The organism is Brevundimonas sp. AVps7 (genome assembly GCF_058681545.1).
Genome location: NZ_CM178742.1, coordinates 33,718 through 60,498 on the forward strand (window position 1 = coordinate 33,718; position 26,781 = coordinate 60,498).

Annotated in this window: 29 protein-coding genes; 12 read left to right on the plus strand and 17 right to left on the minus strand. The window is 69.3% G+C overall.

The genetic code is table 11. From position 1 onward, the window contains the following. Together rarD and ACW17Y_RS00175 are read left to right on the plus strand one after the other, a co-directional pair. Positions 1-933, plus strand: coding sequence for an EamA family transporter RarD (gene rarD / locus ACW17Y_RS00170; RefSeq protein WP_492036770.1), 933 nt, complete (start codon positions 1-3; stop codon positions 931-933). Between the two features lie 10 nt (positions 934-943). Next, positions 944-2,410, plus strand: coding sequence for an MFS transporter (locus ACW17Y_RS00175; RefSeq protein WP_492036771.1), 1,467 nt, complete (start codon positions 944-946; stop codon positions 2,408-2,410). Here ACW17Y_RS00175 and ACW17Y_RS00180 read toward each other — a convergent pair. Continuing rightward, on the minus strand, positions 2,395-3,540 hold the full coding sequence (locus ACW17Y_RS00180; RefSeq protein ID WP_492036772.1) for a serine hydrolase domain-containing protein: 1,146 nt from the start codon (positions 3,538-3,540) through the stop codon (positions 2,395-2,397). The genes ACW17Y_RS00175 and ACW17Y_RS00180 overlap by 16 nt on opposite strands. Then, positions 3,537-4,772: a BaiN/RdsA family NAD(P)/FAD-dependent oxidoreductase gene (locus tag ACW17Y_RS00185; RefSeq protein ID WP_492036773.1), complete on the minus strand. Its 1,236-nt coding sequence runs from the start codon at positions 4,770-4,772 to the stop codon at positions 3,537-3,539. The genes ACW17Y_RS00180 and ACW17Y_RS00185 overlap by 4 nt, the downstream gene beginning before the upstream one ends. A 102-nt stretch (positions 4,773-4,874) precedes the next feature. On the opposite strand from ACW17Y_RS00185, the gene greA reads away from it, so the two are divergent. The 3 genes from greA (at position 4,875) to ligD (ending at position 8,259) form a co-directional block, all read left to right on the plus strand. Continuing rightward, the gene (gene greA / locus ACW17Y_RS00190) at positions 4,875-5,351 is read left to right on the plus strand and encodes a transcription elongation factor GreA (RefSeq protein ID WP_492036774.1); all 477 of its coding nucleotides are present in this window, start codon (positions 4,875-4,877) and stop codon (positions 5,349-5,351) included. Positions 5,352-5,460: 109 nt separating this feature from the next. Further along, positions 5,461-5,628, plus strand: a complete 168-nt coding sequence (locus ACW17Y_RS00195) for a hypothetical protein (RefSeq protein ID WP_303694703.1) — start codon at positions 5,461-5,463, stop codon at positions 5,626-5,628. 36 nt (positions 5,629-5,664) lie between these two features. Beyond that, positions 5,665-8,259 (plus strand): DNA ligase D, encoded by a 2,595-nt coding sequence (gene ligD / locus ACW17Y_RS00200; RefSeq protein WP_492036775.1) that lies wholly within the window; start codon positions 5,665-5,667, stop codon positions 8,257-8,259. A 193-nt stretch (positions 8,260-8,452) separates the two neighbouring features. Here the strand turns inward: ligD and prfA are convergent, their stop codons facing one another. Continuing rightward, positions 8,453-9,520, minus strand: coding sequence for a peptide chain release factor 1 (gene prfA / locus ACW17Y_RS00205; RefSeq protein ID WP_492038320.1), 1,068 nt, complete (start codon positions 9,518-9,520; stop codon positions 8,453-8,455). A gap of 195 nt (positions 9,521-9,715) precedes the next feature. On the opposite strand from prfA, the gene ACW17Y_RS00210 reads away from it, so the two are divergent. Beyond that, a complete protein-coding gene (locus ACW17Y_RS00210) occupies positions 9,716-10,369 on the plus strand; it encodes a response regulator (RefSeq protein ID WP_492036776.1) in 654 nt (217 codons plus the stop codon). 64 nt (positions 10,370-10,433) lie between these two features. Next, positions 10,434-11,213, plus strand: coding sequence for a sulfite exporter TauE/SafE family protein (locus tag ACW17Y_RS00215; protein ID WP_492036777.1), 780 nt, complete (start codon positions 10,434-10,436; stop codon positions 11,211-11,213). Between the two features lie 3 nt (positions 11,214-11,216). On the opposite strand, the gene ispG is transcribed toward ACW17Y_RS00215, so the two are convergent. The 4 genes from ispG to ACW17Y_RS00235 all read right to left on the minus strand — a co-directional run bounded on the left by ispG (position 11,217) and on the right by ACW17Y_RS00235 (position 17,337). Next, positions 11,217-12,353: a flavodoxin-dependent (E)-4-hydroxy-3-methylbut-2-enyl-diphosphate synthase gene (ispG, locus tag ACW17Y_RS00220; RefSeq protein ID WP_492036778.1), complete on the minus strand. Its 1,137-nt coding sequence runs from the start codon at positions 12,351-12,353 to the stop codon at positions 11,217-11,219. An 88-nt stretch (positions 12,354-12,441) separates the two neighbouring features. Then, a complete protein-coding gene (locus tag ACW17Y_RS00225; RefSeq protein WP_492036779.1) occupies positions 12,442-13,488 on the minus strand; it encodes a helix-turn-helix domain-containing protein in 1,047 nt (348 codons plus the stop codon). A gap of 254 nt (positions 13,489-13,742) precedes the next feature. Continuing rightward, complete coding sequence (gene ptsP / locus ACW17Y_RS00230; protein WP_492036780.1) at positions 13,743-15,995, minus strand: phosphoenolpyruvate--protein phosphotransferase; 2,253 nt, start codon at positions 15,993-15,995, stop codon at positions 13,743-13,745. Positions 15,996-16,062: 67 nt separating this feature from the next. Then, the gene (locus ACW17Y_RS00235) at positions 16,063-17,337 is read right to left on the minus strand and encodes an aspartate kinase (RefSeq protein WP_492036781.1); all 1,275 of its coding nucleotides are present in this window, start codon (positions 17,335-17,337) and stop codon (positions 16,063-16,065) included. Positions 17,338-17,394: 57 nt separating this feature from the next. Between ACW17Y_RS00235 and ubiG the strand changes: the two genes are divergently transcribed. Beyond that, positions 17,395-18,198 carry a bifunctional 2-polyprenyl-6-hydroxyphenol methylase/3-demethylubiquinol 3-O-methyltransferase UbiG gene (gene ubiG, locus ACW17Y_RS00240; RefSeq protein ID WP_492036782.1) on the plus strand — a complete coding sequence of 268 codons (804 nt, stop codon included), beginning with the start codon at positions 17,395-17,397 and terminating at the stop codon, positions 18,196-18,198. A gap of 100 nt (positions 18,199-18,298) precedes the next feature. After that, positions 18,299-18,508, plus strand: a complete 210-nt coding sequence (locus ACW17Y_RS00245; protein ID WP_492036783.1) for a hypothetical protein — start codon at positions 18,299-18,301, stop codon at positions 18,506-18,508. On the opposite strand, the gene ACW17Y_RS00250 is transcribed toward ACW17Y_RS00245, so the two are convergent. The 8 genes from ACW17Y_RS00250 to ACW17Y_RS00285 all read right to left on the minus strand — a co-directional run bounded on the left by ACW17Y_RS00250 (position 18,505) and on the right by ACW17Y_RS00285 (position 23,470). Next, positions 18,505-19,050 carry a GNAT family N-acetyltransferase gene (locus ACW17Y_RS00250; protein WP_492036784.1) on the minus strand — a complete coding sequence of 182 codons (546 nt, stop codon included), beginning with the start codon at positions 19,048-19,050 and terminating at the stop codon, positions 18,505-18,507. The genes ACW17Y_RS00245 and ACW17Y_RS00250 overlap by 4 nt on opposite strands. Further along, complete coding sequence (locus tag ACW17Y_RS00255; RefSeq protein ID WP_492036785.1) at positions 19,005-19,472, minus strand: DUF6265 family protein; 468 nt, start codon at positions 19,470-19,472, stop codon at positions 19,005-19,007. Before ACW17Y_RS00255 ends, ACW17Y_RS00250 begins: the two co-directional genes overlap by 46 nt. Positions 19,473-19,517: 45 nt before the next feature. Further along, positions 19,518-20,339, minus strand: coding sequence for an AraC family transcriptional regulator (locus ACW17Y_RS00260; RefSeq protein ID WP_492036786.1), 822 nt, complete (start codon positions 20,337-20,339; stop codon positions 19,518-19,520). 190 nt (positions 20,340-20,529) lie between these two features. Next, complete coding sequence (locus ACW17Y_RS00265) at positions 20,530-20,964, minus strand: DUF1178 family protein (RefSeq protein ID WP_492036787.1); 435 nt, start codon at positions 20,962-20,964, stop codon at positions 20,530-20,532. A 116-nt stretch (positions 20,965-21,080) separates the two neighbouring features. After that, on the minus strand, positions 21,081-21,461 hold the full coding sequence (locus ACW17Y_RS00270) for a DUF1801 domain-containing protein (protein WP_492036788.1): 381 nt from the start codon (positions 21,459-21,461) through the stop codon (positions 21,081-21,083). A gap of 37 nt (positions 21,462-21,498) precedes the next feature. Next, positions 21,499-22,335 (minus strand): carbon-nitrogen hydrolase family protein, encoded by an 837-nt coding sequence (locus ACW17Y_RS00275; protein WP_492036789.1) that lies wholly within the window; start codon positions 22,333-22,335, stop codon positions 21,499-21,501. Continuing rightward, positions 22,336-22,593, minus strand: a complete 258-nt coding sequence (grxC, locus tag ACW17Y_RS00280) for a glutaredoxin 3 (protein ID WP_492036790.1) — start codon at positions 22,591-22,593, stop codon at positions 22,336-22,338. A 70-nt stretch (positions 22,594-22,663) separates the two neighbouring features. Beyond that, positions 22,664-23,470 carry a ComF family protein gene (locus ACW17Y_RS00285; protein ID WP_492036791.1) on the minus strand — a complete coding sequence of 269 codons (807 nt, stop codon included), beginning with the start codon at positions 23,468-23,470 and terminating at the stop codon, positions 22,664-22,666. On the opposite strand from ACW17Y_RS00285, the gene ACW17Y_RS00290 reads away from it, so the two are divergent. Further along, positions 23,469-24,353 (plus strand): methyltransferase domain-containing protein, encoded by an 885-nt coding sequence (locus ACW17Y_RS00290; protein WP_492036792.1) that lies wholly within the window; start codon positions 23,469-23,471, stop codon positions 24,351-24,353. The two genes, ACW17Y_RS00285 and ACW17Y_RS00290, sit on opposite strands and share 2 nt — an antisense overlap. Here the strand turns inward: ACW17Y_RS00290 and ACW17Y_RS00295 are convergent. Both ACW17Y_RS00295 and ACW17Y_RS00300 read right to left on the minus strand, forming a co-directional pair. Next, a complete protein-coding gene (locus ACW17Y_RS00295; RefSeq protein WP_492036793.1) occupies positions 24,350-24,802 on the minus strand; it encodes an OmpA family protein in 453 nt (150 codons plus the stop codon). The two genes, ACW17Y_RS00290 and ACW17Y_RS00295, sit on opposite strands and share 4 nt — an antisense overlap. 90 nt (positions 24,803-24,892) lie before the next feature. Continuing rightward, complete coding sequence (locus ACW17Y_RS00300; RefSeq protein ID WP_492036794.1) at positions 24,893-25,237, minus strand: YMGG-like glycine zipper-containing protein; 345 nt, start codon at positions 25,235-25,237, stop codon at positions 24,893-24,895. Positions 25,238-25,395: 158 nt separating this feature from the next. Here ACW17Y_RS00300 and ACW17Y_RS00305 point away from each other — a divergent pair, with 158 nt between their 5' ends. Both ACW17Y_RS00305 and ACW17Y_RS00310 read left to right on the plus strand, forming a co-directional pair. Continuing rightward, a complete protein-coding gene (locus ACW17Y_RS00305; protein WP_492036795.1) occupies positions 25,396-25,752 on the plus strand; it encodes a hypothetical protein in 357 nt (118 codons plus the stop codon). Between the two features lie 45 nt (positions 25,753-25,797). Continuing rightward, the gene (locus ACW17Y_RS00310; protein ID WP_492036796.1) at positions 25,798-26,781 is read left to right on the plus strand and encodes a diacylglycerol/lipid kinase family protein; all 984 of its coding nucleotides are present in this window, start codon (positions 25,798-25,800) and stop codon (positions 26,779-26,781) included.

Sequence of the window (26,781 nt, forward strand, 5' to 3'; positions counted from 1 at the left end):
ATGGCGCCGCCGACCCCCACGCCGACCCCGACCCGCGCCGCCTTCCTGTCGGCGGTGGGGTGCTACGTCATGTGGGGGTTCATGCCCCTGCTGTTCATGGGGCAGGCGGCGCTGGGCTTTTCCGCGCCCGAGATCCTGTCGCACCGGGCCCTTTGGTCGGTGCTGTTCGCGGGCGGGCTGGTGCTGCTGGCCGGTCAGTCGAAACAGGTGCGGGCCGTGCTGGGCCAGCCGAAGCCCCTGGCCTGGCTGGCGCTGGCGACGGTGCTGATCGCGGTGAACTGGGGCATCTACGTCTGGGCCACGACGCACCATGCGACGCTGGAAGCCAGCCTCGGCTACTATATCAACCCGCTGCTCAACATGGTCGTGGGGCTGTGGCTGTTCCGCGAGAAGATCGACAAATGGGGCTGGGCGGCCATCGGTCTGGCGGCCGTGGGGGTGCTGTTCCAGGCCCTCGCGCTCGGACGGCCGCCGTGGATCTCCATCGCCCTGGCTCTGACCTTCGGGGCGTATGGGGTCATCAAGAAACGTATTCCGGTGGACGCCCAGACGGGGCTGTTCATCGAATGCCTGCTGCTGCTGCCGTTCGGCCTGATGTTCGTGATCTGGCTGCAGGCGCAGGGGCTGGGCCACGGGTTCGCGACGCCCGAGGGTTTCGGCTGGGCCCTGCTGAACGGGCCGGCGACGGTGTTCCCGCTGGTGCTTTTCGCCTGGGCGGCGCGGCGGATGCCGCTGTCGACCATGGGGTTCATCCAGTTCCTGGCCCCGACGCTGCAGTTCTGCGTCGGGCTGGCGACCGGCGAACTGTTCACGCCTCTGCGGGCCGTGTCCTTCGCCTTCATCTGGCTTGGCGCGGGCGTGTTCGCCGCGGCCGCCCTGTTCCGGGCGCGGGCGGCCCGGCGGGCGATGGCGGAGATCGCGCAACCGGTCTAGCCTTTCAGCCATGGCCGAGCTGTCGAAGAGCCGCAAACGCTGGATCCTTGTCGCCACGGTGCTGGGGTCCAGCCTGACCTTCATCGACGGCTCGGCGCTCGGCGTCGCCCTGCCCGCCATCCAGCGCGATCTCGGGGCGGGGCCGGCGGCCGCCCAGTGGATTTCCAACGCCTATCTGCTGACGCTCGGAGCCCTTGTCCTGATCGGCGGGGCGGCGGGGGACCGGTTCGGGCGGCGGCGGGTCTTCCTGATCGGCGTCGTGCTGTTCGCCCTGTCGTCCATCGCCTGTGGACTCGCTCCGACCGCGTCACTGTTGATCGCAGGGCGGGCAGCCCAGGGGATCGGCGCAGCCCTGCTGACGCCGGGGGCTCTGGCCCTGATCGGGGCGACCTTCCCGGAGAAGGAGCGGGGCGCGGCCTTCGGGGCCTGGGCCGGGGCGGGCGCCCTGTTCGGCATGGTGGGGCCTCTGGTCGGCGGCTGGCTGGCGGATCACGCAGACTGGCGGTTCATCTTCTGGATCAATGTCCCGCTGGCGGTGGTGACGGTTGTCGTGGCGCTGAAGGCGGTGCCGGAGAGCCGGGATGAGAGCGCCAGGGGGCTGGACTGGCTGGGCGCTGTGCTGGCCATCGGCGGACTGGGCGCGCTGATCTGGGGGCTGACGGCGGCGCCGGATCTGGGCTGGACCCATCCAGGCGTGATCGGCGGGCTGTTCGGTGGGACCGCGCTGCTGGCCGGCTTCCTGTGGGCCGAGGCGCGAGAGGCGCATCCGATGATGCCGCTGGAACTATTCCGGTCGCGGGTCTTCTCCGGGATCAACCTTCTGACCCTGCTGCTCTATTTCGCGCTCAGCGGGGCGATGTTCTTCCTGCCGTTCGAGCTGATCCGGGTGCACGGCTGGTCGGCGACCGGGGCGGGCTCGGCCATGCTGCCGTTCGCAGCGGTGATGGGGTTCTCGGGCGCGGCCGGCCGGCTGGCCGACCGGTTCGGGGCGAAACTGTCGCTGAGCGTCGGGCCGATGCTGGCGGGGGTCGGGCTGGGATTGCTGGCCCTGATGCCGCGGGATGCGGGCTATGTCGCCGGGCCGCTGGCGGGGATGACGGTGATCGCCGTGGGTATGACGCTGGCGGTCGGTCCGCTGACGGCGGCGGTCATGGGGGCGGTGCAGGAGGGGCACACGGGCGTGGCCTCGGGCGTCAACAACGCCGTGGCGCGGGTCGCGGGGCTGCTGGCGATCGCCTTGCTGGGGGTGCTGCTGTCGGCGGTGTTTGTTTCAGACCTTGGGGCGAGCGTCGATGCGCCGGACGCGCGGGCTCAGCTCGGCGCCGTGATGGCGGGAGACGGCGACCTGTCGGCAGGCGCGGTCGCCGCCTTCCATCGAGCCTTTCAGGCGGTGATGGTGGTCTGCGCGGCCTGCGCCATTCTCGGCGGGGCGATTGGTCTGCTGACCGCGCCGGGTCGGGTTCAGAAGACCGAGTAGAGGGCCTCGATCAATCGTTGCGCGCGAGGGTCGCCGATCAGATAGGGCGACTGGCGGGTCATGGCGTAGGCGGCCGACAGCTTCACATCCGGATCGGCCATGACACAGCTGCCGCCCCAGCCGCAGTGGCCCAGCGCGTCCGGGTTGGGGCCGAAGATGTTCAGCCCCTCGTTCCGCATCAGACCCGCCGCCCAGGTGATGTCGTAGGGCAGGACCTTGTCCGGGCCCGAGATTCGAGGCTTCGTCGCCTCGGCGAGGACGGCGGGGGACAGGACGGTCTTGCCGTCCAGCCGGCCCTCGTCGGCGACGATGGCCATGATGCGGGCGAGACCGAGCGCTGTGCCGTGCAGGTTGGCGGACGGAATCTCGATGGAGCGCCACTCGGCCGAGCCGCGCCCGCCGGGGGCCGAGCCCTTGTCGAGGAAGGCGGCGGTCTTGATGGCGTCTATGGGCCCAAGGTCCGGGGCCTTCGAGGGTTTGCGGAGGGCGGCGACGCGATCGTGCTCGGCCTCGGGCAGGCCGATCCACAGGTCGAGGCCGAAGGGCTCTGCGAAGTCCTGACGCAAGGTCTGGCCCAGGCTCCGGCCGTCGGCGAGGCGATGAACCTCGTTGGCGAGGAAGCCGACGGTGACGGGGTGATAGCCGGAGGCGGTTCCCGGCGGCCACATCGGCGCCTGGGCCGCCAGCCGGTCGAGCACGGCGCGCTGGTCGAACCAGATGGCCGGATCTGCGGGAGCGTCGAAACCGGGCAGGCCGTCCTGGTGCGACAGCAGCTGGGCGACGGTGACCTCGGACTTGCCGTTGGCCCCATAGGCCGGCCACAGGTGGGCGACCTTCTCCTCATAGGCCATCTTCCCACACTGGACGGCCGAGGCCATCAGAAGGGCCATGACCGCCTTGCCGGAGGAGAAGACGGGCACGAGGGTGTCGTCGGTGAAGGGCGTCTTCTCGCGCGGATCGGCGACCCCGGCCCACAGGTCGATGACCGTCTCACCGGCGATGACGACCGAGAACCGGGCCGCCTGTTCGTTGAGGCCGTCGGGGGCGTCGGTGAAGTTGGCGGCGAAGGCGTCCTTCACGGCGTGGAAGCGCGGCGGGCAGACGCCGGAAATCTCGGGGGCGGTGGTCATGCCGGGGTCTTATCCGGGGTTTGCGACGCGAGCCACTGCTGCACGCCATGGGCCGCGACCACGCCCGAGGCGAGGCTGGCCTGAAGCAGGTAGCCGCCGGTGGGCGCCTCCCAGTCGATCATCTCGCCGGCGACGAAGACGCCCGGTCTGGAGGTCAGCATCAACGATGGATTCAGAGCGGCGAACTCGACGCCGCCCGCCGTGGAGATGGCCCGCTCCAGCCCCTGGATGCCGGTCAGTTTGAGGCGGACGGCCTTGATCCGTTTGGCCAGCTTGTCGAAGCCCGGGGGGATGTCGCCGATCTCGCGAAGGACCGCGATGGCGGCTGGAGACAGGCCGCCGGCCTTCCTCAGATGGTTTGTCATGCTGTCCTTGCCGCGCGGGCGGCCGAGGCGTTCGGCCAGGGCGGCCTCGGTGAGGTCGGGACGCAGGTCGACGACGAGGGTGGCGGACCCTTCCGCGGCGATGGCGGCGCGCAGGGCGGACGACAGGGCGTAGACGGCACCGCCCTCGACGCCGTAGCGGGTCACGACGACCTCGCCGCGCACGGTCTGGTCGCCGAAGGTCAGGGTCGTGGGCTTGAGCACCTGACCGGAGAACCGCTCGATCAGGATGTCGGACCATGCGACGTCGAAGCCGGCGTTGGCGGGGACCAGCGGCGAGACGGCGACGCCCTCGGTCTCCAGCATCGGGACCCAGGCGCCGTCAGAGCCCAGTCGGGGCCAGCTGGCGCCGCCCATGGCGAGGACGGTGGCGGCCGGATGCTCGATCCGTTCGCCGTCGGGCGTGTCGAACGTCAGGGCCTCGTCCCGCCAGCCGGTCCAGCGCGAGCGGGTGCGGATCTCGACGCCGAGCGCGTTCAGTCGGACCAGCCAGGCGCGGAGCAGGGGCGAGGCCTTCATGGCGCGCGGGAAGACCCGGCCGCTGGAGCCGACGAAGGTGGGCTGGCCGAGGCCGTTGGCCCATTCGGTCAGGTCGTCGGGGGAAAAGGCGTCAAGCCAGTCGGCGACCGGCGCCTGCGCCTCCGCATAGCGCGCGAGGAAGGCCGCCTGCGGTTCGGTGTGGGTCAGGTTCAGCCCGCCGCGCCCGGCCATCAGGAGCTTGCGCCCCACCGACGGCATGCGGTCGTGGACCACGACGCGGGCGCCGGCCTTCGCCAGGGTCTCGGCGGCCATCAGGCCTGCGGGTCCGGCTCCGATGATCTGGACGGCGTGGTCGGCGGGATCGGTCATGGGCGTCCTCTACCCCTTGCCGAGACAAGACGGAATCGCTTTGCGATTCCTTGGGCCAGCCTTGCGGAGGAACGTCCGTGTCCCGCATACGCTTGTCCGATCATGAGCGTCGCCTTCACGCGCGAGGAGGATCTGGAGGCCACGGCCGCCGATCTGCCGGACCGCCCCATCTCCACCCATCCGAATCTGGTGACGGCCGCGGGCCTCGCCGCCATCGACCATGCCCTGGCGGAGGCGCGTGCCGCCTATGCCAGCGCGCAGGCGCAAGGGTCCATCGAGGCGGACCGGACGGCCATGGCGCGGGCGACGCGGGACCTGCGCTACTGGTCGGCGCGGCGGGCCAATGCCCAGCTGGTGGAGACCCAAGCCGACGGTCGGGTGCGCTTCGGCGGATCGGTCACGATCGAGCGGGATGACGGCCGGACCCAGACCTGGCGGATCGTCGGCGAGGACGAGGCGGACCCGGCCAGGGGCTCGGTCAGCCACGTCTCGCCCCTGACCCGCGCCCTGATCGGCAAGACGCTGGGCGATGAGGCGATGGTGGCCGGACAGTCTGTGGAAATCATCGCAGTGGACTGAAGGGCCGGTCCACCCCACATTAGGCCCACGAACAGCACTCTCCCGGCGCTCAAGCAGCGAGCGACCGCGTCGCGAGCGGTAGCGCCCAACAAAAAGGATCCAGTTCTAGATGGCCAGAAAACCCAACTACGGCTTCGAACGTATGGAACGCGACAAGGCGGACGCCGAGAAGGCCGCACGCAAGGCCGCCGCCAAGCTGGCGAAGAAGGAGGCAAAAGCCCGGGGCGAAGACGTCGACCACCCCGACTGGCAACCGCCGGAAGACGAAGCCGTTTGATCCCACAGCCTCGCTTGAGGCTGTGGAGATACGGCGATGGCGGCGAAGGGCGAACTCGAGACCTATCAGGCGAAACGCCGGTTCGACGAGACGCCCGAGCCGAAAGGTCGCAAGGTCGTGGCCAGAAAGGCCGCGCCGCGCCGCTATCTGATCCAGAGGCATGCGGCGACGCGGCTTCACTATGACTTCCGCATCGAGATCGACGGGGTCCTGAAGTCGTGGGCGGTGACCCGGGCGCCGTCGCGCGACGTCTCGGTCAAACGGCTGGCGGTCGAGGTCGAGGACCATCCGCTGGACTATGGCGGGTTCGAGGGGACGATCCCGGCCGGCAACTACGGCGCCGGCACGGTGCAGATGTGGGACGAAGGGACCTGGGAGCCTCAGGAGCCTGATCTGGAAGCCGCCTTCGCGAAGGGCCAGATCAAGATGGTCCTGCATGGCGAAAGGCTGATGGGGAAATGGGCGCTGATCCGGCTGAAGTCGGATCGCGGCAAGCCCTCGAAGCGATCGAACTGGCTGCTGATCAAGGAAAAGGACGAATACGCCGTGGCCGGCGAGGGCGACGCCCTGATGGAGATCGACGCCTCGGTGACGACGGGCCGGTCGCTGGCGGAGATCGCCGACGGCCGAACGCAGTGGACCTCGTCGAAGAAGACCGGCCAGAAATCTCCCCCGAAGCCGAAGGCGTCGAAGGCCCTGGCGAGCCCGGCGAAGAGGCCGCCGGCCTTTACCCCGATCCAGCTGTGCAAGGTGGTGGATCACCCGCCGTCGGGCGCCGGCTGGGCGCACGAGATCAAGTTCGACGGCTATCGGATGCAGTTCGGGATCGGGGGCGGCAAGGCGAAGCTGCGGACCCGGTCGGGCCTCGACTGGACGGTGAGATTCCCGGAGCAGGCGGCGGATGCGTCGAAATGGCCGGACGCGGTGCTGGACGGGGAGCTGTGCGCCCTGGCCGAGGATCACATGCCGGACTTTTCGGCCCTGCAGGCGGCGATCTCGGACGGGGAGACGGGCGGGCTGATCTATTTCGCCTTTGACCTGCTGTTCGAGGGGGCCGAGGACCTTCGCGACCTGCCGCTGTCGCATCGGAAGGCGCGGCTGCAGGCCTATATGGACCGGATCCCGAAAGGCGCGCGCTCGCGGGTTCGCTATGTCGAGCATTTCGCCTCGACCGGTCAGGCGGTGCTGGAGAGCGCCTGCCGGATGGATCTGGAAGGGGTGATCTCCAAGACACTCGACGCGCCGTATTCGGCCGGGCGGTCGACGACCTGGGTCAAGTCGAAGTGCCGGGGGCGGGACGAGGTGGTCATCGGCGGCTGGACCTCGGAGGGGTCGCGGTTCCGCTCGCTGATCGTGGGCGTCCATGACGTCGATGCGACGGCTGGCTCCGGGTTGAGGCATCTGGGCCGGGTCGGGACCGGCTATAATCAATCATTGCTCAAGACCCTGCTGCCCGCGCTGAAGGCGGCGGCGACGGACAGGTCGCCCTTCGTGGGCAAGGGGGCGCCGAGGGGTGGCCCCGGCATCCACTGGCTGAAACCGGTGCTGGTCGCCGAGATCGAACATGGCGGCTACACCGACAGCGGCTCGCTGAGGCAGGCGGCGTTCAAGGGCCTGCGCGACGACAAGGCGGCGGCCGAGGTCGATACGGCGCCGCAGGAGGCGGCCAAACCGGCGACGGGGGGCAAGGTCGCCGCGCCGTCGCAGCTGCAGATTGGCCTGACCGGCAAGGCGCGCGCGGTGGTGGCGGGGCTGACCATCTCCAATCCCGACCGGGTGCTGTGGCCCGCCGTGGACGGCCATCCGGCGATCACGAAGCTGGAACTGGTGCAGTTCTATGAGGCGGCGGCGGAGCGGATCCTGCCCCATGTCGCCGACCGGCCGGTGTCGATCATCCGGGCGCCGGAGGGGATCAGTGGCGAGGTCTTCTTCCAGCGTCACGCCATGCCGGGGTCGAACCCGCGCCTGAAGCTGATCGATGTGAAGGAGCGCAAACCCTATGTCGGGGTGGTCGATGTCGGCGGCCTGGTCGCCATCGGCCAGTCGGGCGGGCTGGAACTGCACCCCTGGGGCTGCGCGCCCGGCGATCCGGAGACGCCGGACCAGATCACCTTCGACCTCGACCCCGACGAGGGTCTGGATTTCGCCGATGTGATCGCGGCGGCGAAGGCGATGAAGGTCCGGCTGGAGAAGATGGGGCTCAATCCGTTCTGCAAGACCACCGGCGGCAAGGGGCTGCACGTGGTCGTGCCGATCAAGGCCGATGCGAAGAGCCGGATCGAGTGGGATCAGAGCAAGGCCTTCGCCAGGGCGGTGTCGGAACAGGTGCGGCTGGATGCGCCGGACCGGTTCACCACGACCCTGGCCAAGAAGGCGCGGGGCGGAAAGATATTCCTCGACTATCTGAGGAACGGCCGGATGGCGACGGCGGTGGCGCCCTGGTCGCCGCGCGCGCGGCCGGGGGCGGGCATCGCGTTTCCGTTGAGCTGGGGCCAGGTGAAGGCGGGGCTGGATCCGAAAGCGTACACGCTGCGGACATACCCGGCGCTGCTGAAGAAGGCGGACCCGTGGGCGGAGTTCAGAGCGGGGGCGGTGAATTTACGGCCGGTGCTGAAGAAGGTCGGCGTTTGACGTCTCCTCCCTGTTCGCCTCTTGGCGAATGGGGAGGTGGCGCGGCGCTTCTGCAGCGCCGTGACGGAGGGGGCGAGGTAACGATTGAAGCGGGGAACGGGCTCCTCGCGGTAAACCCGGTGTCGCCCCCTCCGTCACGACCCCAAGCGGGGTCGCGCCACCTCCCCATCGCTGCGCGACGGGGAGGAGAAAATCAGGCGAACTCTGCTTCAAGATCCGACAGCCGCGCCGCCTGATCCTCGGCGATCAGGGCGTTCAGCAGGGGGTCGAGGTCGCCTTCCATGATCTGGGGCAGGCTGTGCAGGGTCAGGTTGATGCGGTGGTCGCTGACCCGGCCCTGCGGATAGTTGTAGGTGCGGATGCGTTCGGAGCGGTCGCCCGAGCCGACCTGGGACTTGCGCGTGTCGGACCGGGCCTGGTCCTTCATCTGGCGCTGCATGTCGTAGAGGCGGACGCGCAGGTTCTTCATCGCCTTGTCGCGGTTCACGTGCTGGGACTTTTCCGACGAGGTCACCACGATCCCGGACGGGAAGTGGGTGATGCGCACGGCGGAATCGGTCTTGTTGACGTGCTGGCCGCCCGAGCCGGAGGCGCGGAAGGTGTCGATGCGGATGTCCTTGTCCTGGATGTCGATCTCGACGTCCTCGACCTCGGGCAGGACGGCGACCGTGGCGGCCGAGGTGTGGATGCGGCCCTGGGTCTCCGTCTGCGGGACGCGCTGGACCCGGTGGACGCCGCTCTCGAACTTCAGCCGGCCGAAGACGCCGTCGCCGGTGACGGTGGCGATGATTTCCTTGTAGCCGCCGGCGTCGCCCTCGGTGGCGGAGTCGAGCTCGACCTTCCAGCCGCGCGTGGAGGCGTAGCGGGAATACATGCGGAACAGGTCGCCCGCGAAGATGGCGGCCTCGTCCCCGCCGGTGCCGGCGCGCACTTCCAGAACGGCCGAGGCGTTCTCGTCGGCATCACGCGGGGCCAGCAGCAGGGCGACGTCGCGTTCCATGTCGGGCAGGCGGGCGTTCAAGGTTTCCAGCTCGTCGGCGGCCATGGCGGCCATCTCGGGGTCCTCGGCCATGGCCTGGAGATCTTCGATCTCGGCGCGGGATTTCGCCAGGGCCATGACGGCGTCGGCGACCGGCTTCATCTCGGCGTGTTCCTTCGAGAGGCGCACGATCTCCTGACCGTCGGTGGCCGCGCCCATACGCGCCTCCACCTGGTGGAAGCGGTCCAGGACCTGGTCGAGCTTGGACTGGGGCAGGCGCAAGGGCGGTGTATCCATCGGAAGATGCGAGGCGCGGTCTTACTCCGCCGCGCCTCTCCATGTCGATGCGCCCGCGTCGCAGCGTCGCGTTCACGCACTGTTGCGACGCCTGCGAGCGGCGATGACGTTGGCGTCAGCACGGTTACGCTGGTCTGGCCGGGCGCCTAGGTCTGTCCCTCGCAGTCAGAGGGAGCCACCATGTTCGACGGAACCATCCACGCCGACACCGCCGACGGAGACCGGGCCAGTCTCGACGCGATCCTCGGGCGGTACGACACCCTGATGGACGATCCGGCGGGGATCACGCCCGAGGACGCCACGGACCTGAACGCGCTGGCGGGCATCTTCGACCTCGACACCGATCGGTCCGCGCAGGACCTGTGGCCCGACGTGCGCGCCGTGCTGACGGCCCAGAGCCCCAGGGTGGTCGAAGAGCCCCTTCCCGCCGGCGAGACGGATGCCCTGACTGTCCTGGTGGTCGAGGACGACCCGGACATGGCGCAGGACCTGACGGTTCTGCTGGTCGAGGCCGGTCACGATGTCGTCGGTCCCTTCCACAGCGCCGAGGCGGCGGAGGTCGCGGCCGGCCTTCACGCCATCGACGTCGCCCTGCTGGACATCAACCTGTCGGGACCGGTTGACGGCGGGACGCTGGGGCGCGGATTGAAGGCGCGCTGGGGACTGAAGGTCGTCTTCCTGTCCGGCGACGTCGCGGCCGCCGCCAGCCATGCGGACATTGCCGAGACCATGATCATCAAACCCTATCGCGGCGCCGAGGTGCTGGCGGCGCTACAGAGAGTTTCCGGTGACAAGTCCGTGTGCGGCGTGCGGAGTGGCAACCCGACGGGGTAAAATCGGTTAAGTCGTGAACATCGAAGCTTTGCGGCGTGCACGATTGACAGGTTTCAGGGGCTGAATGGACACGTTTTTGCTGTTTCTGCTGGTCGGTGTGTTCGCCCAGGCGGTCGATGGCGCACTGGGCATGGCCTACGGCGTGATCTCGTCGTCGGTTCTGCTGGCCTTCGGCGTGCCGCCCGCAACAGCCTCGGCCAGCGTGCACGGGGCGGAGGTCTTCACCACGGCCGCCTCGGCCGGATCGCACATCTGGCACAAGAACGTGGAGTGGCGGCTGCTCGTGCCCCTGGCTGTCGCCGGGGTGATCGGCGGGGTGCTGGGCGCCTATGTGCTGGCGGGCATCGAGGGCGATGTCATCAAGCCGTTCGTGGTCGCCTATCTGGCCCTGATGGGCTGCTACATCCTGTGGCGGGCGACGCGGAACACCCCGGTGCGGCGAATTCGTCCGGCCTGGATCGTCGCTCCGCTGGGCGCCGTCGGCGGCTTCTTCGACGCGATCGGCGGCGGAGGGTGGGGCCCGACCGTGTCCTCCACGCTCGTGGGCGCCGGGTCCGAACCGCGCCGCGCGATCGGTACGGCCAATACGGCGGAGTTCTTTCTGACCGTGGCCATTTCGGCGACCTTCGTCTGGGCGCTCGTCACCGGGCACTGGAAGGACGCAGACGCCCTGACCAATCACGCCGCAGCCGTGGCCGGACTGGTGGTCGGCGGCCTGCTGGCCGCGCCGTTCGCCGGCTACATCACCAAGGTCATTCCGCAGCGGGCCCTGACCTATGGCGTCGGCGGATTGCTGCTGGTGCTGGCGGCCTATCAGGGCCTGCAGCTGGCGGACGTGTTCTAGGCCCTATTCGGCCGCTTCTAGGGCGGCCTCGCGGGCCGCGTTAAGTTCGGCCGCCTTGGCCTCGACCAGTTCGACGATCTCCTCGACCATTTTCTCGTTGTCGAGTTTGTGGGCCATCTTGCCGTTCAGATAGACCATGCCCGCGCCCTTGCCGCCGCCGGTGAAGCCGACGTCGGTGTAGAGGGCCTCGCCCGGGCCGTTGACGACGCAGCCGATGATCGACAGCGACATCGGGGTGGCGATATGGGCGAGCTTCTCTTCAAGGATGCCCACGGTCTCGATGACGTTGAAGCCCTGACGCGCGCAGGACGGGCAGGCGATGATGTTGACGCCCCGGTGGCGCAGGCCGAGCGATTTCAGGATGTCGAACCCGACCTTGATCTCCTCGACCGGGTCGGCCGCGAGGGAGACGCGGATGGTGTCGCCGATCCCGGCCCACAGCATATTGCCCATGCCGATGGCGGACTTGATCGTGCCCGAGCGCAGCGGTCCGGCCTCGGTGACGCCCAGATGCAGGGGGCAGTCGATGGCCTCGGCCAGCTGCTGATAGGCGGCGACGGTCAGGAAGGGGTCCGAGGCCTTCACCGATATCTTGAACGCGTGGAAGTCGTGGTCCTGCAGGATGCGGGCGTGGTTCAGGGCGCTCTCGACCATGGCCTCGGGGCAGGGTTCGCCGTATTTTTCCAGCAGTTCCTTTTCCAGCGAGCCGGCGTTGACGCCGATCCGCATGGAGCAGCCGTGGTCCTTGGCGGCCTGGATGACGTCGCGGACGCGGGACGCGTTGCCGATATTGCCCGGATTGATGCGCAGGCAGGCGGCGCCGGCCTCGGCGGCCTCGATGCCGCGTTTGTAGTGGAAGTGGATGTCGGCGACGAGCGGGACCTTCGCCTCGCGGGCGATGGTGCGGAAGGCGGCGGTCGACTCCTCGTCGGGGCAGGAGACGCGGACGATGTCGGCGCCGGCCTCTTCCAGCTCGCGGATCTGGCCGATCGTCGCACTGGCGTCCGAGGTCGGGGTGTTGGTCATCGACTGGACGCTGATCGGGGCGTCGCCGCCGACCGGCACATTGCCGACCATGATCTGGCGGGACTTCCGGCGCTCGATATGGCGCCAGGGACGGATATGGGAGTGGTCGCTCATGACGGGGTCAATATAGGCCCGCCGTGGAGACAAGGCCATGACGGGTTGGCCCGCTTTCCTTCTCCCCTTGCGGGAGAAGTGCGCGGGCTCAGCGTGCGCCGGCCAGGGTCTGCTGCCCGGTGGAGACCGTCTGGAGCACGGCCGCCTGCGTCTGCGCGGCGGCGCGGGCGGCAGCGGCCTGGGCGGCGAGGGCCTCGGCCTGCATCTGGGCGGCGGTCTGGCGGGCGAGGCCGGCGGCGCGGCTGTTCAGCTGGCTGAGCGGGGTCAGGACGCCGGTCAGGGCGCCGCCGTGTTCACCGTTCAGATAGACGTCGAAGGCCGTCGGGTCGGACACGTCGATGGTGGCGGCGACGTCGGCCGGGGCGCGCCAGGCTTCTCCGGCCGCCAACTGGCGGGCGAACAGGACGCGGCCGTCTGCGAGACGGACGACCAGGGCGCCGGTCTTGCGGGCCTGGAGTACGACCTGGGAGGCGGTGGCCGAGGCGCCGTAGATGGCGCCGCGCGGGTTGAAGGCGGCCTGGACCGGCGGAGCGCTGGCGGCCGTGGCGGCCGCCAAAGCGGCGGTGTCGGCCGGATCCACGCCCGTCAGCTGAGCCTCGAGGCCCGGGGTGATGTAGAGGACGGGCGTGGTCTGGTCGGCCGGCGCGGGTTGCGGCGCGCCGACGCGCAGGCCGTTCTGACCGGGGACGTCTCCAAGGCTCCAGCTTTCCGGAATCTCGGCGATGTCGGAGGGCTGGGGGGCGCGGATCAGGCTGACGCGCTGGAACACGTTCCAGCCGATGACGGCCAGGGCCAGCAGCGCGATGCCGCCGATGATGCGCGGCGAATAGCGGCGAACCTCTTCGAAGGCCACGCCGGTCGGAGCCTGAAGCGGGACCGAGCCGTCCGGCGTCTCGCGCTTGTAGCGTTCGACAGCCAGCTGTTCGTCGAGGCCCAGGGCGCCGGCATAGGCGCGCACATAGCCGATGGCGAAGACGCGCGACGGCAGGGCGGAGATGTTGTTTTCCTCGAGCGCGCGCAGGTAGCGTTCGTGCACACGGGTGTCGGCGGCCAGTTCGGCCAGCGACCTGCCGGACAGCTCGCGCGCCTTGCGCAGGCCGTCGCCCAGAGTCGCCGCGTCGGTGATGGAGGGCACAGGGTCCTTCCAGTCCGGATGAGCCCGAAACTCGTCGGGGACGTTCCCCGTATCCAGCGCCATTACGCTTTGCCCCACACTCGGCCCGACTGAGAACTCCAGCCGCGCCGTACTCGACCAGGGCCCGCTTACCACATTGCTGTGACGGTCCCCGCCTCCCCCCGGAGGCACACGTATATCGTCCTGTGGATAACCCATTTCGGCCGCCGGTTCAACGTCTTGTTAATCGTGAATCGATCCCGTTTCGGGACTGTTCACAGACCGACGTTCAACTTCCGGGCCAGACTTTCGATTTCGCTGCGGATCGATCCGGCCGAGGATCCGAGCAGGTTGTTCATGCCGCGCTTCGCCGCCGTCAGGTCGGTCGACAGGATCATCCGCTTGACCGGACCGACGCCGCCCGCCGGGGCCGAGAGGCGGGTGAAGCCGAGGCAGATCAGGGCGAAGGCCTCCAGAGGACGTCCGGCCAGCTCGCCGCAAACGGACACGGGCGTGCCGGTCTCGGTGCAGGCCTTCTGGATCGACTGCAGGGCGCGCAGGGCCGGGGGCGACAGGGCGTCGTAGCGGTCCGAGACCAGCGGATTGGTCCGGTCCGCAGCGTACATGTACTGGAACAGGTCGTTGGAGCCGATCGAGACGAAGTCGGTCATCGGCAACAGGGCGTCCAGGTGCCACAGCAGGCTGGGGCATTCGATCATCGCCCCGACGCGCAGCAGGGCCGGCAGGGGGCGACCGCGACGCCGCGCCCATTCGCATTCGACGTCGACCAGCTCCCGGGCGGCGCGGAACTCGTCGACCGTGGCGATCATCGGGAACATGACGCGCAGCTCACGTCCGGCCCCGGCGGCCAGCAGGGCGCGCAGCTGCAGACGCAGCAGGGATGGGCGGTCGAGACCCAGGCGGATGGCGCGCCGTCCGAGGGCGGGATTCTCCTCCCGCTCGGTGGTCTCCATATAGGGCAGGACCTTGTCGCCGCCGATGTCGAGGGTCCGGAAGGTGACCGGCCGGTCGCCCGCCGCGTCCAGCACCAGCTTGTAGAGGGCCGTCTGGGAGTTCAGGCGCGGCAGCTCCTCCGACACCATGAACTGGAACTCGGTGCGGAACAGGCCGATCCCCTCGGCGCCCGTCTCGTCCAGGTTCTCGAGGTCCACGGCCAGACCGGCGTTGGTCAGCAGGGTGATGCGGGTTCCGTCGGCGGTCACGGCCGGCACGTCGCGCAGCCTGGCGAACTCGGCCTGGCGCTGTTCGCGCAGCGCCATGCGCGACCGGACGGATTCCAGCATGTCCGGGCGGGGACGCAGATGGGCCTCGCCGGTCTCGCCGTCGACGATGACGAGGTCGCCCTCGCTGAGCCGGTCACGCACGCCCTGCAGGCGGCCGACGCAGGGAATTTGCAGGGCGCGGGCGACGATGGCGGCATGGCTGGCCGCCGAGCCTTCCTCGATCAGCAGGCCCTTCAGCTTGTGACGCGGATATTCCAGCAGGTCGGCGGGGCCGAGGTTCCGGGCCACCAGGATGGCGTCGTCGGGCAGTTCGCGCTGGCCCGGGTTCTCGCCGCCCAGCACCCGCAGCAGCCGGTTGGCCAGGTCCTCGAAGTCGTGCAGCCGCTCCTTGATGTAGGGGTCGCGGGCCTGGGCGAAGCGGGCGCGGTGTTCGTTGCGCACCCGGTCGACAGCGGCCTCGGCGGTCAGGCCGCCGCGCACCGCCTCCTCCAGCGACCGGTTCCAGCCCCGGTCGTCGGCGAACATCCGGTAGGTTTCCAGCACCTCGAACGACTGGCCGGCCAACTTGCCCTGACCGCCGTCGAGCAGGGCGTCGATGGACTTCTTGAGGACCGTCAGCCCCTCGCGCAGGCGGATTTCCTCGACCTGCTGGTTCTCGGCCAGCAGCCGCTCGGGCGGCAGGGGCGCCTCATGCAGGACGACGTGACCGAAGGCGATGCCCTCGGCGAACCTCTGGCCCTTGATGCGCTCGGGCCGATGCGGCGCGACCTCGATATCGCGCAGTTCGTCCTGGGCCAGCAGTTCGCCCGAGGCCACGGTCTCGGCCAGGACCATGGCGATGGTCTGGATGTCCTCGACCTCGTCGGGGTCATAGCGGCGCTCGGCCCGGTTCTGGACGACAAGCACGCCGATGGCCCGGCCGCCGCGCAGCAGGGGGGCGCCGAGGAAGGCGTGATAGGGATCTTCGCCCGTTTCCGGCCGATAGGCGAAGCTGGGGTGGCTCGGCGCGTCGGACAGGCTGATGGGATGGGCGAGGCGCGCGACCTCGCCGACCAGACCCTCGCCGGGCTTGAGCCGCGTGTTGTGCACGGCTTCGGGGTTCAGGCCCTGGGTGGCGAACAGCTCGAGCTCGCCCGAGGCGCGGCGCAGATAGATGGAGCAGACCTCGGCCACCATCGACTGGGCGATGGTGCGCACCACGACGTCCAGCCGGCCCTGGGCCGGGCCGCCGTCGGCCATCGCCTCACGGATCTGGCGCAGAAGGACGCGGGGTCCCCTGGTCATCGATCCGCCCGCTATGGCCATCCGGTCTCCGTGTTCGTCCCCGAGCCGGGGACGGGTTCAGCCGATACTATACAGCTTCCAGCCCATAGGCCGAATGCAGGGCGCGAACGGCCAGCTCGGCGTATGCGGCGTCGATCAGGACGCTGATCTTGATTTCCGAGGTCGAGATGGCCTGGAACTTCACGCCCTTGTCCGCCAGGGCCTTGAACATGGTCTGGGCGACACCCGCGTGACTGCGCATGCCGACGCCGACAACCGAGACCTTGGCCACGTCCTCGTCGACGCGGATTTCCTCGAAGCCGATCTCGGCCTTGGCGGCGCGCATCAGTTCGGCGGCGCGGGCGGCGTCGCGTCGGCCGGTGGTGAAGGTCAGGTTGACCGCCCCCTCGGTGCGGGCCTGGGACTGGACGATCATGTCAACATTGACGCTGGCGTCGGCCAGAAGGGTGAAGACGTCAGCCGGGGCGTCGACCCGGTCGGACAGGCCCAGCAGGGTGATACGGGCCTCGTCGCGGCTCATGGTCACGCCGGACACGATGCGTTTTTCCACGATTTCCTCCTCGTCGCAGATGAGTGTGCCGGACTTGGCGGGCAGCACGCCGTTTTCGTCGGGTTCGATGAAGCTGGACAGCACGCGCACCGGCACCTGCATCCCCATGGCCAGTTCGACCGACCGGGTCTGGAGCACCTTGGCGCCGAGCGACGCCATCTCCAGCATCTCCTCGTAGGAGACCTTCTCCAGCCGCCGGGCCTTCGATTCGATGCGCGGGTCGGTGGTGTAGACCCCGTCCACGTCCGTATAGATGTCGCAGGCGCAGCCCAGGGCGGCGGCCACGGCCACCGCCGAGGTGTCCGAGCCGCCCCGGCCCAGGGTGGTGATCCGGCCGGAGGGCGATACGCCCTGGAAGCCCGGGATGACCGCGATCTCTCCGGCGTCCAGCGCGGCGCCCAGGACCTCGCCGGGAACATCCACGATGCGGGCGCGGGCGTGATCCTCGTCGGTGATGATCGGGATCTGCCAGCCCATCCAGCTGCGGGCGTTGAAGCCCATGTTGCGCAGGGTGATGGCCAGAAGGCCCGAGGTCACCTGTTCGCCGGAGGCGACGACGACGTCGTATTCGTCGTCCGACAGGGGCAGGCCGGGCGCGGCCCCGCCGGCGCCGTCGGTCCAGGCCACCAGTTCATTGGTCTTGCCGGCCATGGCCGAGACCACGACGGCGACCGAATGGCCGGCCTTCACCTCTGCGGCGACGATGCGCGCGGCGCGGCGGATCCGCTCCAGGTCGCCCATGGAGGTGCCGCCGAATTTCATCACCAGTCGCGTGTTGGTCGGCCGCGTCATCGTGGCGTTGGTCCCCGTCTTGCCAGAAGGTCGCAAAAGGGGTTCACCCTTGCGCCCATGGCCGCTTCTACCGACCCGTCGCCGATGCGCAAACCCCAAACGGGGCAAGGTTTTTCCGATATCGCTGAAGGCGCAAGCATCGACCCCGCCGATGTGGCCCGGTTCTCGGCCCAGGCGGCCGAATGGTGGGACGCGAGCGGACCGTTCGCGCCCCTGCACAGGTTCAACCCGGCGCGCCTCGCCTTCATCCGCGACCGGGTCGCCGGGCGCTTCGGTCGCGACCCGAAGACGCGGGCGCCGTTCGAGGGTCTGAGCCTGATCGACATAGGCTGCGGCGGGGGGCTGATCGCTGAACCCATGCGGCGGATGGGGTTCGAGGTCATGGCCGTGGACGCCTCCTCCGAGAACATCGGCACGGCCCGGGCCCATGCGGCTGAACAGGGGCTCGACATCGCCTATCGCGCCGCGACAGTGGAGCAGGTGGAGGCCGAAGGCGCGGGGCCGTTCGATGTCGTCCTTGTGCTGGAGATCATCGAACACGTCGCCGATCCGGAGGCCTTCATCCGCGCCTGTTCGCGACTGATCGCGCCGGGCGGGATCATGGTGGTGGCGACCTTGAATCGCACCCTGAAGTCGCTGGCGCTCGGCAAGATCGCGGCGGAATACATCCTTCACTGGGTGCCGGAAGGGACGCATGACTGGCGTCAGTTCCTCAAGCCCGACGAGGTCCGGACCATGCTGTCCGGCGAGCCGTTGGCGGTGACCGGCCCGTTCGGCCTGAACTACTCGCTCCTCAGCGACCGCTGGAGCGAGAGCGCCGACGCCGACATCAACTTCATGATGCTGGCGACGCGGGACTGAAGCTTCACCTTACGGCGATTTCATCTAGCTGTCGGACTTGTAACGGGAGTGTGGCCGCGCGCGGTGGCAACGAGGAGCCATCGCAATGGAGCCTTCCCTGATGAAACGACTGCTGATTCTCGCCACCGTCTCCGCCGCCCTGATGACCTCGGGCTGCATCACCGTGATCGACGCAGACAGTGACGGCGGCAGCTGGCACGGCAACAATGCCCAGCCCTTCGACGCCGCCCGTGACGAGTGCGACGAACGCACCGAGAGCCGCGACGCCTTCCGCGCCTGTATGGCCGAGAAGGGCTGGACCCGCAGCTAGACCGCGCGGGTCATGTAGCGGGCGTCGGAACCGTAGCTGGCCAGTTTGGCCGCCATCTCCGGCGTCTCCCGCACGTCGAAGCCGTGTCCGCGCCAGAAGTCGACGGCGTCATTGACGGCGACCAGGGCGATCGTCGCCCAGCCGCCCGCCTTCGCCAGATCGACCACAGCGGCCACCGCCGGCTTCGACCAGCCCTGACCCCGGACTGCCGGGGTCAGGGCGAGGTCGTGCAGATAGAGGACGCCGGCATCGGTCGGGACGGCCTCGATCAGGGTGTTCAGCGCCGGCGCTGCGTCCCTCGTCCACGGATAGGCGACCAGATAGCCCTCCAGCCCGCCCGGCGTCTGCAGCACGAAACATCCCGCCGGGTTCAGGGCGAGCCGGTTGGCGAAGCAGGGCCGCCCCTCGAAATGGTCGGGAAAGCCGATGACGGCGATATCGGCGACCCGGTCCAGGTCGGCGGCCGTCATCGACCGCCAGCCTGCCCCGTCCAGGGTCAGCCCGGGCAGCGCGTGTTCAGGTCCGCCTTGCGATATTCCCATGCCATCGCCTGTTGCTGGTCGCCCATATGGCCCTCGATCCGGGCCTTCAGGACATCTCCGTCGCGTTCGTAGATGACGCGCTGGGGAAAGTCGTGGGCGGCGTTCTCGAACACGACGCGGGTTCCGCTCGCCTCGACGGCCGGAAAGACCACGGCCGGCGCGCCCCCGACGCCTGCGAAATAGGCGACGCCTGCGCCCGGCCCGCTCGGGGCAATGCGCGACAGTTCGAAGCTGGCCTGGCCGTTCTGAAGCGTCACGGCATGGCCGGCCATCAGGCCTCCGCGCGGATCGCTCCAGGTCTCGGACACCTCCCGGCCCTCGTCGCAGGCCAGCCAGTAGCCGCTCATCCACGACAGCTGGTCTGCGGTGACGGGGGTGGTCTGCATCATGCCTGCGGCGAACAGGGCGGTCAGGATGGTCATTCGGGCGTCCTCCAGGGGTCGCGTCGGGCGGCGACGAGCCAAGACCTAGGCCAGATGCGGCGGGCCGGGCTTGTAGGTTTGCGACGCGATGGCGCGGGCCAGTTCGACCTGTTCGCGCGCCCATTCGGTCGCCGTGCAGCCGAGAAAGCGACGGAAGTCCCGCGCCATCTGGGGCTGGTCGAAATAGCCGGCGCCCAGACCGGCTTCCAGCCAGCCGGACGATTCCTCGCCGGGCTCCAGGGCATGGTCGAACACCCGCCGGAACCGCATCACCGACCGCAGCATGCGCGGCGAAACCCCGACCCGGTCGAGGAAGCGGCGCTGGATCGCGCGCTGGTCGGCGGGCGTGCGATCGGGGGCGGGTTCGTCGTTCATTATCGTCTCGACCTCGGCGCGGACGAGCCGGTCGACGGTCCAGCCCTGTGCGAGGCGCAGGGCTTCCAGCCGGTCGGTCATGGCCCTGGCCTGGGCTTCGGGATCCCCGGCGGGCGGAGTGACGCCCTTTAACCGCTTGACCATGTCCAGCCGGCCGTCCGTCGCCGTGCTCAGCGGAACGCCCAGCCAGTCGCGGGCGCCGTCGGGATGGAAGCGGACGGCGACGAGCTCCACCTGCCCGACCGGGCGGATGGCGATGGGCCGGGTCATCTGGCCGGCGAACAGGGCCGGGGGCTGGAGACGCCAGACGCCGTCCGGCCCCTCCTCCTCATAGGGGGCGCCGATGTCGAGGATCAGCTCGGGACAGCCGTCGGGGGCGATCCGCTGGACGGTGTCGGACGGCTCGGGGTTGGCATAGGTCCAGACCACCTTGACCCAGGGGGCCAGGGCGGGCGGCGGCGGAAATTCGGCGTAGCGTTCTTCGGTATTCAAACGGCGATCCCCCATTCCCCTCATCGTGCACCCCGGCGAAGGCCGGGGTCCAGATGGAATGACGCGTTTCAGGGGGGGGGCGGTGCGTCGTCCAACGGGCCTGTATCCGTGATCCGGATCCCGGGCCGGAGTTTAGCCTCGGGCTGGCGTAGCCAGACCCGGGGGCCGGGATGCATGGAGGACAGGGACTTCAGTTCGCCTTGGCCGGATCGATCGGCGCTGGCGGCAGGGCGGCGCAGGGCACGCCGTCTTCCTTCAGCGCCCTGACCTCGGCGGGCGTGGCCTCGCCGTAGATTTCGCGCTTTTCGGCGGCGCCCTCGTGGATGGCGCGGGCCTCGCGGGCGAATGTGTCGCCGACGTAGTCGAAATTCTGCTCGACGTGGCTGCGCACCTCGCGGGCCGCCTGCATCATCATGGTCTGGACTTTGGCCGCCATGTCAGAATCAGGGCCGCGTTTCTTCGTGCCGGCGACGGCCGGGGCCATGATCTGTTTTGACACGGCGTGTGAGCCGCAGAACGGACATTCGACCAGGCCGCGCGCCGCCTGATCGTCATAGGCATCGGAGGACCCGAACCAGGCCTCGAACGGGTGGGGGTGATCGCAGACGAGGGCGTAGCGGATCATGGGTTTGCGACGATTGACCGGTAGCTGGAAGGGGCAGTGTTGGATTGAGGCGCGACTGTTGAACGCGGACGGCAAGATAGCGACGCTGAAATTCGGGGCGCACGCGGAGTTGCGGGTCAGGTTCGGATGACGGCGCCCTGGTTCGCCTCAGACGCCGCATAGGCCAGGGCCACATAGTCCCGAACGTGTTTAGCGTCTACATCGGTGATCGAGACAAGCTTGATGTGGCGGCGCCCCTTGCCCTTGCCTTCGAGCCGGTTGTGCGGGTCGGGCAGGCCGGCGCCCTCGCTGAACTCGATGGTGACGTGGTTGGTGTAGGAAAAGACGCCGCAGAAGCCCGCGCGGCCCGCAAACAGGATGCCGCCGTATTTGATCTCCTCGGCGATTGAAGGACCGGCCTGGCGCGCGACCTGGCGCAGGGCTTCGACCAGTTGAAAGCGCAGTTCATCATTGCGGCGGAGAGCTGAGAGCCAGTCGCTGACGGTTTGGGAGGCCATAAGGTCCAGTCCTTGAATAAGGGATTCAATCTGGCGCTCAGGGCGCCGCGAACTCCCGGTCGTGACGCAGGGCGGGGACCGAGGCGCGGGCCTTCTCGACCGCCGCGAAGTCCAGTTTTGCGTGCAGAATGCCGGATTCGTCGTGATCCAGTCTGGCGACGATTTCGCCCCAGGGGCCGACGACGGTCGACCGGCCCCAGGTCTTTCTGCCGTCCTCGTGCGTGCCGCCCTGGGCCGGGGCGAGGACGAAGGCGCCGGTCTCGATGGCGCGGGCGCGGAGCAGGGTCTCCCAGTGGGCCTCGCCCGTCGGGACGGTGAAGGCGGCGGGGACCGAGATCATGCAGGCGCCCGCCTTGGCCAGCTGGCGGAACAGGTGGGGGAAGCGGATGTCGTAGCAGACGGCCAGCCCCAGACGGCCCCAGGGCGTGTCGGCCACGGCCGCCCCGTCGCCGGGACGGATGGTCGAGCTCTCGCGATAGGTCTCGCCGTTCGGCAGGTCGACGTCGAAGACATGCAGCTTGTCATAACGGGCGACGATGCCGCCGTTGGCGTCGATCAGCAGGGAGCGATTGGCGGCCCGGTCGTCCCCCTCATGCTCCGACTTGACGATGGCCGAACCGATCAGGATCCATACGCCAAGCTCCGCCGCCAGATGGCGAAGGCCGACCACGACCGCGTCCTGCCGTTCGCTGACGATGGCCAGGCCGCGCCGGTCCCTGCGCTGTTCCAGAAGGTTCGACCCTTCGGGCGTCAGGATGAACTTCGCGCCCTCAGCCGCCGCCTGCCGGATCAGGGGCTCGACATGGGCCAGCGCCGCCGCCTGCGTCGCAGGCGTGCGGGTCTGGATCAGGGCGATGGGCAGGCTTGCTGACATTCAGGCCGCCAGAAGGGCGTCGAGCTGGCCGCGACGGTCCAGGGCGCTCATGTCGTCGGAGCCGCCGATGTGTTTTCCGTCGATGAAGATCTGCGGGAAGGTGGCCTTGCCGCCGGACTTCTGGATCATCTCGGCCTTCTTCTCCGGGTCGTTGGAGGCCACGATCTCGGTGAATTCGACGCCCTTGCGGGTCAGCAGGCCCATGGCCGCGATGCAGTAGGGGCAACCGGGTTTGGTGTAGAGGACGACGTCGGCCAATGTAGATCTCCGAAAGTTCAGTCTGATCGGCCGTGCACGGTGCAAAGGCCGTGCAGGTCGAACCGTTCGCCTATCTAGGCAGTTCCCGCGCGGTTCGCACCCTTGCGATGACGGCGAGGTCCACGGCGCGGGCTCCGGCGTCCAGAAGCGCCTTCGCACAGGCCTCGCCCGTGGCCCCGGTGGTCAGGACATCGTCGACCAGAAGGATGCGTCGCCCGCGCACCTGTCGCGCCCCGGATTCGCTGACGGCGAAGGCGGATTTCACATTGAGTTTGCGGCCTCTGAGGCTGCGGCCGCCCTGGGTTTGCGTGGCGCGGGCGCGGATCAGGGCGTCGGGCAGATAGTCGCGTTTCGCCGCCCGGGCCATCGGTCGGGCGATCTCGGCGGCCTGGTTGAAGCGCCGGGCCAGAAGCCGGGACGGATGGAGCGGCACGGGCACGACGGCGTCGCAATGCTCGACCAGGGGCGCGGCGGCGCGACCCAGCCAGCGGGCGAACAGGGTTGCGAACTGCTGCTGGTCGCCGTGCTTGAACTTCAGGATCAGGCCGCGCGAGGCCGTGTCGTAGACGCAGGCGGCGCGGGCGCGGGCGAAGGCGTAGGGCTGGGCGATGCAGGCGGCGCATCGGTCGGAGGCGAAGTCGCCGCCGTCGTATTCGAACGCGGCCCCGCAGCCGTCGCAGACCGGGTCTTCCAGAAAGATCACCCGGCTCCAGGCGTCGGCCGTCAGGCCTGCGGCGGCCGTGGCTTCGCGGCTGTCATAGGCCATGGGCGGCAGGATCAGATCGGCCAGACCACGCCCGAATGACGTCAGGCCGCGACCGATCCGCGACCGGCCGTCTTCCCAACGCTCGCCCCAGCCCCCATCCTGAACAGCCATGACCGAAACCGGCCCTCCCCTGATCTTCGATACCGCGCGGCGGACGGCCCGGCTGGCGCGGTCGGAGCGTCGGTTCGTCGACGCCGACTTCCTGCACCGCCGCGCCGCCGAGAACGCCGTTCTCAGCCTGGAGGCGACCTTGCGGGAGTTTCCGGTCGCCGTCGACCTGTCGGCGCATCCGGGCCCGTTCGCCGAGGCCCTGGCCGACAGCGATGCGGCCGGCCGGGTCGGGACGCCGCGCGCGGTCGGGGACCGGGCGGAGCGCGCCGGGCCGGGCGCGAAGACCCTGGAAATCGAGGCGGGATCGGCCGATCTGATCGTCTCCCTGATGACGCTGCACTGGGCCAATGACCTGCCGGGCGCGTTGAGCCAGATCCGGCGGGCGCTGAAGCCGGACGGCCTGTTCCTCGGGACCCTGCTGGGCGCGGGGACGCTGAAGGAGCTGCGCGGGGTCCTGACCGAGGCAGAGCTGGCCGAGCGCGGCGGGGCCCAGGCGCGGGTTTCGCCCTTCGCCGACGGATTCGACGGCGCGGGGCTTTTGCAGCGCGCGGGGTTCGCCCTGCCGGTGGCGGACGTGGACCGGCTGACGGTGCGCTATCCGGACCTGTTCGCCCTGATCCGCGACCTGCGCGCCATGGGCGAGACCAATGTGCTGGCGGGGACGATCCGGCCCCTGACGCGACCCATCATCGCGCGCGCGGCGGCCCTGTATTCACAGCGCTATGGCGAGGCGGACGGCCGCATTCCGGCGACCTTCGAGATCGTCAATCTGGCCGGCTGGGCGCCGCACGAGAGCCAGCCGAAACCGCTGCCGCGCGGTTCGGCCAGGGTCCGGCTCGCCGACGCCCTGGGAGTCGTCGAGCACGGACGGCGGGACAACTAGAGGGGGGCGGCCTCGACCAGCACCTCGGTGCGGCGGCGCAGGGGTTCGGCCACGCCCGAGGCGGTCGTCGCCCCCTGATCGCCTGCTGCGGTCAGTTCGAAGGCCGGCGTCGGCCACCCGGCGGCCGTCAGGGCCTCGGCCACGGCCAGGGCGCGCTGTTCGGACAGGGCCTGATTGGCGTCCGCACTGCCCGTTGACGAGGAAAGGCCCAGCACGCGGACCGCATTGATCCGGCAGCCCTGAAGCTGGGTGGCGGTCAGGCCGATGGCTGTTCGCGCCGCGTCGGTGAGGGTCGCCTGATCCTCGGCGAAATAGATGTCGAACCGCTTGGCGGCGCAGGCCGAGGGCTCGGTCACCAGCTCGTCCCGGCTCGGCGTCCGCATGGTCGAACAGCCCGCCAGCGCCACGGCGGCCACGCCAGCCGCCAGAATCGTCGATCGCATCGTCATTCGCCGCCTCCCTGAATTCTTCAAATTCGTCATGACAAGGGCGGCCCGTCGGGTGACGAGCCGCCCTGAAAAACCTTGCGGTTCAGCCTCTTAGTAGCGGCGCTGACCGTTTTCCCAGTAGCACTCGTCCTGGCGGTTGTCGTAGCAGTAGTAGTAATTTCCGCGGTTATCGCGGTAGCGCTGCTGGGCGTTGCGGTCGGCTTGCGAGCCGCGGACAGCGCCGACGGCGCCGCCGGCGAGGCCGCCGATGAGAGCGCCGGTCGCGGCGTTACCCGAGCCGACGTTGTTGCCGATGATGGCGCCGGCGACAGCGCCGAGGCCGGCGCCGATGGCGCCTTGGCGGACGGTCTGGTTGGAGCCGCTGCCGTAAGGGTCGCTGGCGCAGGCCGTAGCCAGCAGGCCGGCGGCCCCGATCGCGATAATCGCCTTGTTCATGGGATGGTCCTTCATTCCTGATGTTCGCCCCGAAAGCGAGAACGCTGGATTATGGCAGAGGTTCCGCGCCTATGCTCCCGGTTAACGATGTCATATGACTGTCGAAGCGGGCGCGCGAGGGGCGTGGTCCGCGAAACGGCAGTCCGAGGGGAGTTACCATGCGTTTTCCTGAACCGGTCCGGAATGCGGACGATCACGCCAGTCCTGTGTGGGCCCGCTCGAAGCGTCGCTCGGGCGGCGGGGGAGGCGGCTTCGTCGGTCTGATCGTGACCCTGCTGGCCTTGTTCGGCGTGCTGACCGCAGTGCTGGGCATCAAGGAACAGTCGCTGGCCCAGGGCGGGGCGATGATGGACGGCTGGATCACCGCCGGCGTCAATCAGGGCAAGAAATTGATCGGCCAGGCCCCGGAAGCCGCCGAGGCCGCCGCTGACAAGGCCGGAGACGCCGCCGAGAAGACCGGTGACGCCCTGGAAGCCGGCGCCGCCACCACGGCCGAGACGCTCAAGACACAATAGTGAAGCTTCGCCGGAACGCCCGGCAAGACGGCGCGTTCGGGGCAAATGACCGAAACGACCCTGCCTGACGTCGAGACCTCGACGCCCGACGACTCGACCACAGCGCCGGGCGCCGAACCACGCACGCTGACGACCCATGTCGCGATCCACCGCGTCGTGGTGCTGGTCAATCCGCTGTCGGGCTCGGTCGGTCCGCGCGCGGCGTCCGAGGTCGAGGCGATCCTGGCCGAGTATCCGTGCGACGCAGAGGTCGTCGAACTGGTCGGCGACACCATGGACGCCCAGATCAATACGGCCCTGGCCTCCACGCCGGACGTGCTGTTCGTCCTGGCCGGCGACGGCACGGCGCGCGCCGCCGCGTCAAAGGCCGGGCCCAGGGGGCCGCTGGTCGCCCCCCTGCCGGGCGGGACGATGAATATGCTGCCCAAGGCGCTATACGGCACGACGGACTGGAAGGTCGCCCTGCGAAACGCCCTTGAACACGGCCAGCCCCAGTGTGTGTCGGGCGGCTCGGTCGAGGGTCAGGCCTTCTATTGCGCGGGCATATTCGGCTCACCCGCCCTGTGGGCCCCGGCGCGGGAGGCAATGCGAACCGGCAAGCTGAGCCTGGCCTGGACCTATGGCCGGCGTGCGCTGCGGCGGGCCTTCTCCGGCAAGATCCGGGTCGAGCTGGACGGCGGCAAGGCGCGCAAGAGCGAGGCCCTGGTCCTGATCAGTCCGATGATCTCCACGGCCATGGACGAACCGGTGGGGCTGGAAGCCGCCGCAATGAATCCCGCCGACGCGGCCCAGGCCTTCCGCCTGGCGGCCACGGCCCTGTTCAGCGACTGGCGACAGGATCCGTCGGTCATGACCCAGCCGGCCAGACGCATCCGGATCAAGGCCCGGTCGCGCATCCCGGCGGTGCTGGACGGGGAGCCGACGCTGTTGCCCCACGACACGACGGTGACCTTCATCGCCAAGGCCTTCAACGCCCTGGTTCCCGAGCCGCCCGCTCCCGAGCCCGCGTCGGCCGAGGGCGCGGTCTGA

Coding starts and splice junctions, on each gene's coding strand:
- ubiG (WP_492036782.1), top strand. CDS start 17,395: ATGGCCGCTTCTACCGACCCGTCGCCGATGCGCAAACCCCAAACGGGG.
- ACW17Y_RS00270 (WP_492036788.1), bottom strand. CDS start 21,461: ATGGCCTCCCAAACCGTCAGCGACTGGCTCTCAGCTCTCCGCCGCAAT.
- ACW17Y_RS00285 (WP_492036791.1), bottom strand. CDS start 23,470: ATGGCTGTTCAGGATGGGGGCTGGGGCGAGCGTTGGGAAGACGGCCGG.
- ligD (WP_492036775.1), top strand. CDS start 5,665: ATGGCGGCGAAGGGCGAACTCGAGACCTATCAGGCGAAACGCCGGTTC.
- ACW17Y_RS00310 (WP_492036796.1), top strand. CDS start 25,798: ATGACCGAAACGACCCTGCCTGACGTCGAGACCTCGACGCCCGACGAC.
- ACW17Y_RS00180 (WP_492036772.1), bottom strand. CDS start 3,540: ATGACCACCGCCCCCGAGATTTCCGGCGTCTGCCCGCCGCGCTTCCAC.
- ACW17Y_RS00275 (WP_492036789.1), bottom strand. CDS start 22,335: ATGTCAGCAAGCCTGCCCATCGCCCTGATCCAGACCCGCACGCCTGCG.
- rarD (WP_492036770.1), top strand. CDS start 1: ATGGCGCCGCCGACCCCCACGCCGACCCCGACCCGCGCCGCCTTCCTG.
- ACW17Y_RS00175 (WP_492036771.1), top strand. CDS start 944: ATGGCCGAGCTGTCGAAGAGCCGCAAACGCTGGATCCTTGTCGCCACG.
- ACW17Y_RS00295 (WP_492036793.1), bottom strand. CDS start 24,802: ATGACGATGCGATCGACGATTCTGGCGGCTGGCGTGGCCGCCGTGGCG.
- ACW17Y_RS00290 (WP_492036792.1), top strand. CDS start 23,469: ATGACCGAAACCGGCCCTCCCCTGATCTTCGATACCGCGCGGCGGACG.
- ACW17Y_RS00185 (WP_492036773.1), bottom strand. CDS start 4,772: ATGACCGATCCCGCCGACCACGCCGTCCAGATCATCGGAGCCGGACCC.
- ispG (WP_492036778.1), bottom strand. CDS start 12,353: ATGAGCGACCACTCCCATATCCGTCCCTGGCGCCATATCGAGCGCCGG.
- ACW17Y_RS00245 (WP_492036783.1), top strand. CDS start 18,299: ATGAAACGACTGCTGATTCTCGCCACCGTCTCCGCCGCCCTGATGACC.
- ACW17Y_RS00265 (WP_492036787.1), bottom strand. CDS start 20,964: ATGATCCGCTACGCCCTCGTCTGCGATCACCCCCACCCGTTCGAGGCC.
- ACW17Y_RS00210 (WP_492036776.1), top strand. CDS start 9,716: ATGTTCGACGGAACCATCCACGCCGACACCGCCGACGGAGACCGGGCC.
- ACW17Y_RS00305 (WP_492036795.1), top strand. CDS start 25,396: ATGCGTTTTCCTGAACCGGTCCGGAATGCGGACGATCACGCCAGTCCT.
- ACW17Y_RS00195 (WP_303694703.1), top strand. CDS start 5,461: ATGGCCAGAAAACCCAACTACGGCTTCGAACGTATGGAACGCGACAAG.
- ACW17Y_RS00250 (WP_492036784.1), bottom strand. CDS start 19,050: ATGGGAATATCGCAAGGCGGACCTGAACACGCGCTGCCCGGGCTGACC.
- ptsP (WP_492036780.1), bottom strand. CDS start 15,995: ATGACCAGGGGACCCCGCGTCCTTCTGCGCCAGATCCGTGAGGCGATG.
- ACW17Y_RS00235 (WP_492036781.1), bottom strand. CDS start 17,337: ATGACGCGGCCGACCAACACGCGACTGGTGATGAAATTCGGCGGCACC.
- ACW17Y_RS00300 (WP_492036794.1), bottom strand. CDS start 25,237: ATGAACAAGGCGATTATCGCGATCGGGGCCGCCGGCCTGCTGGCTACG.
- ACW17Y_RS00255 (WP_492036785.1), bottom strand. CDS start 19,472: ATGACCATCCTGACCGCCCTGTTCGCCGCAGGCATGATGCAGACCACC.
- greA (WP_492036774.1), top strand. CDS start 4,875: ATGAGCGTCGCCTTCACGCGCGAGGAGGATCTGGAGGCCACGGCCGCC.
- ACW17Y_RS00215 (WP_492036777.1), top strand. CDS start 10,434: ATGGACACGTTTTTGCTGTTTCTGCTGGTCGGTGTGTTCGCCCAGGCG.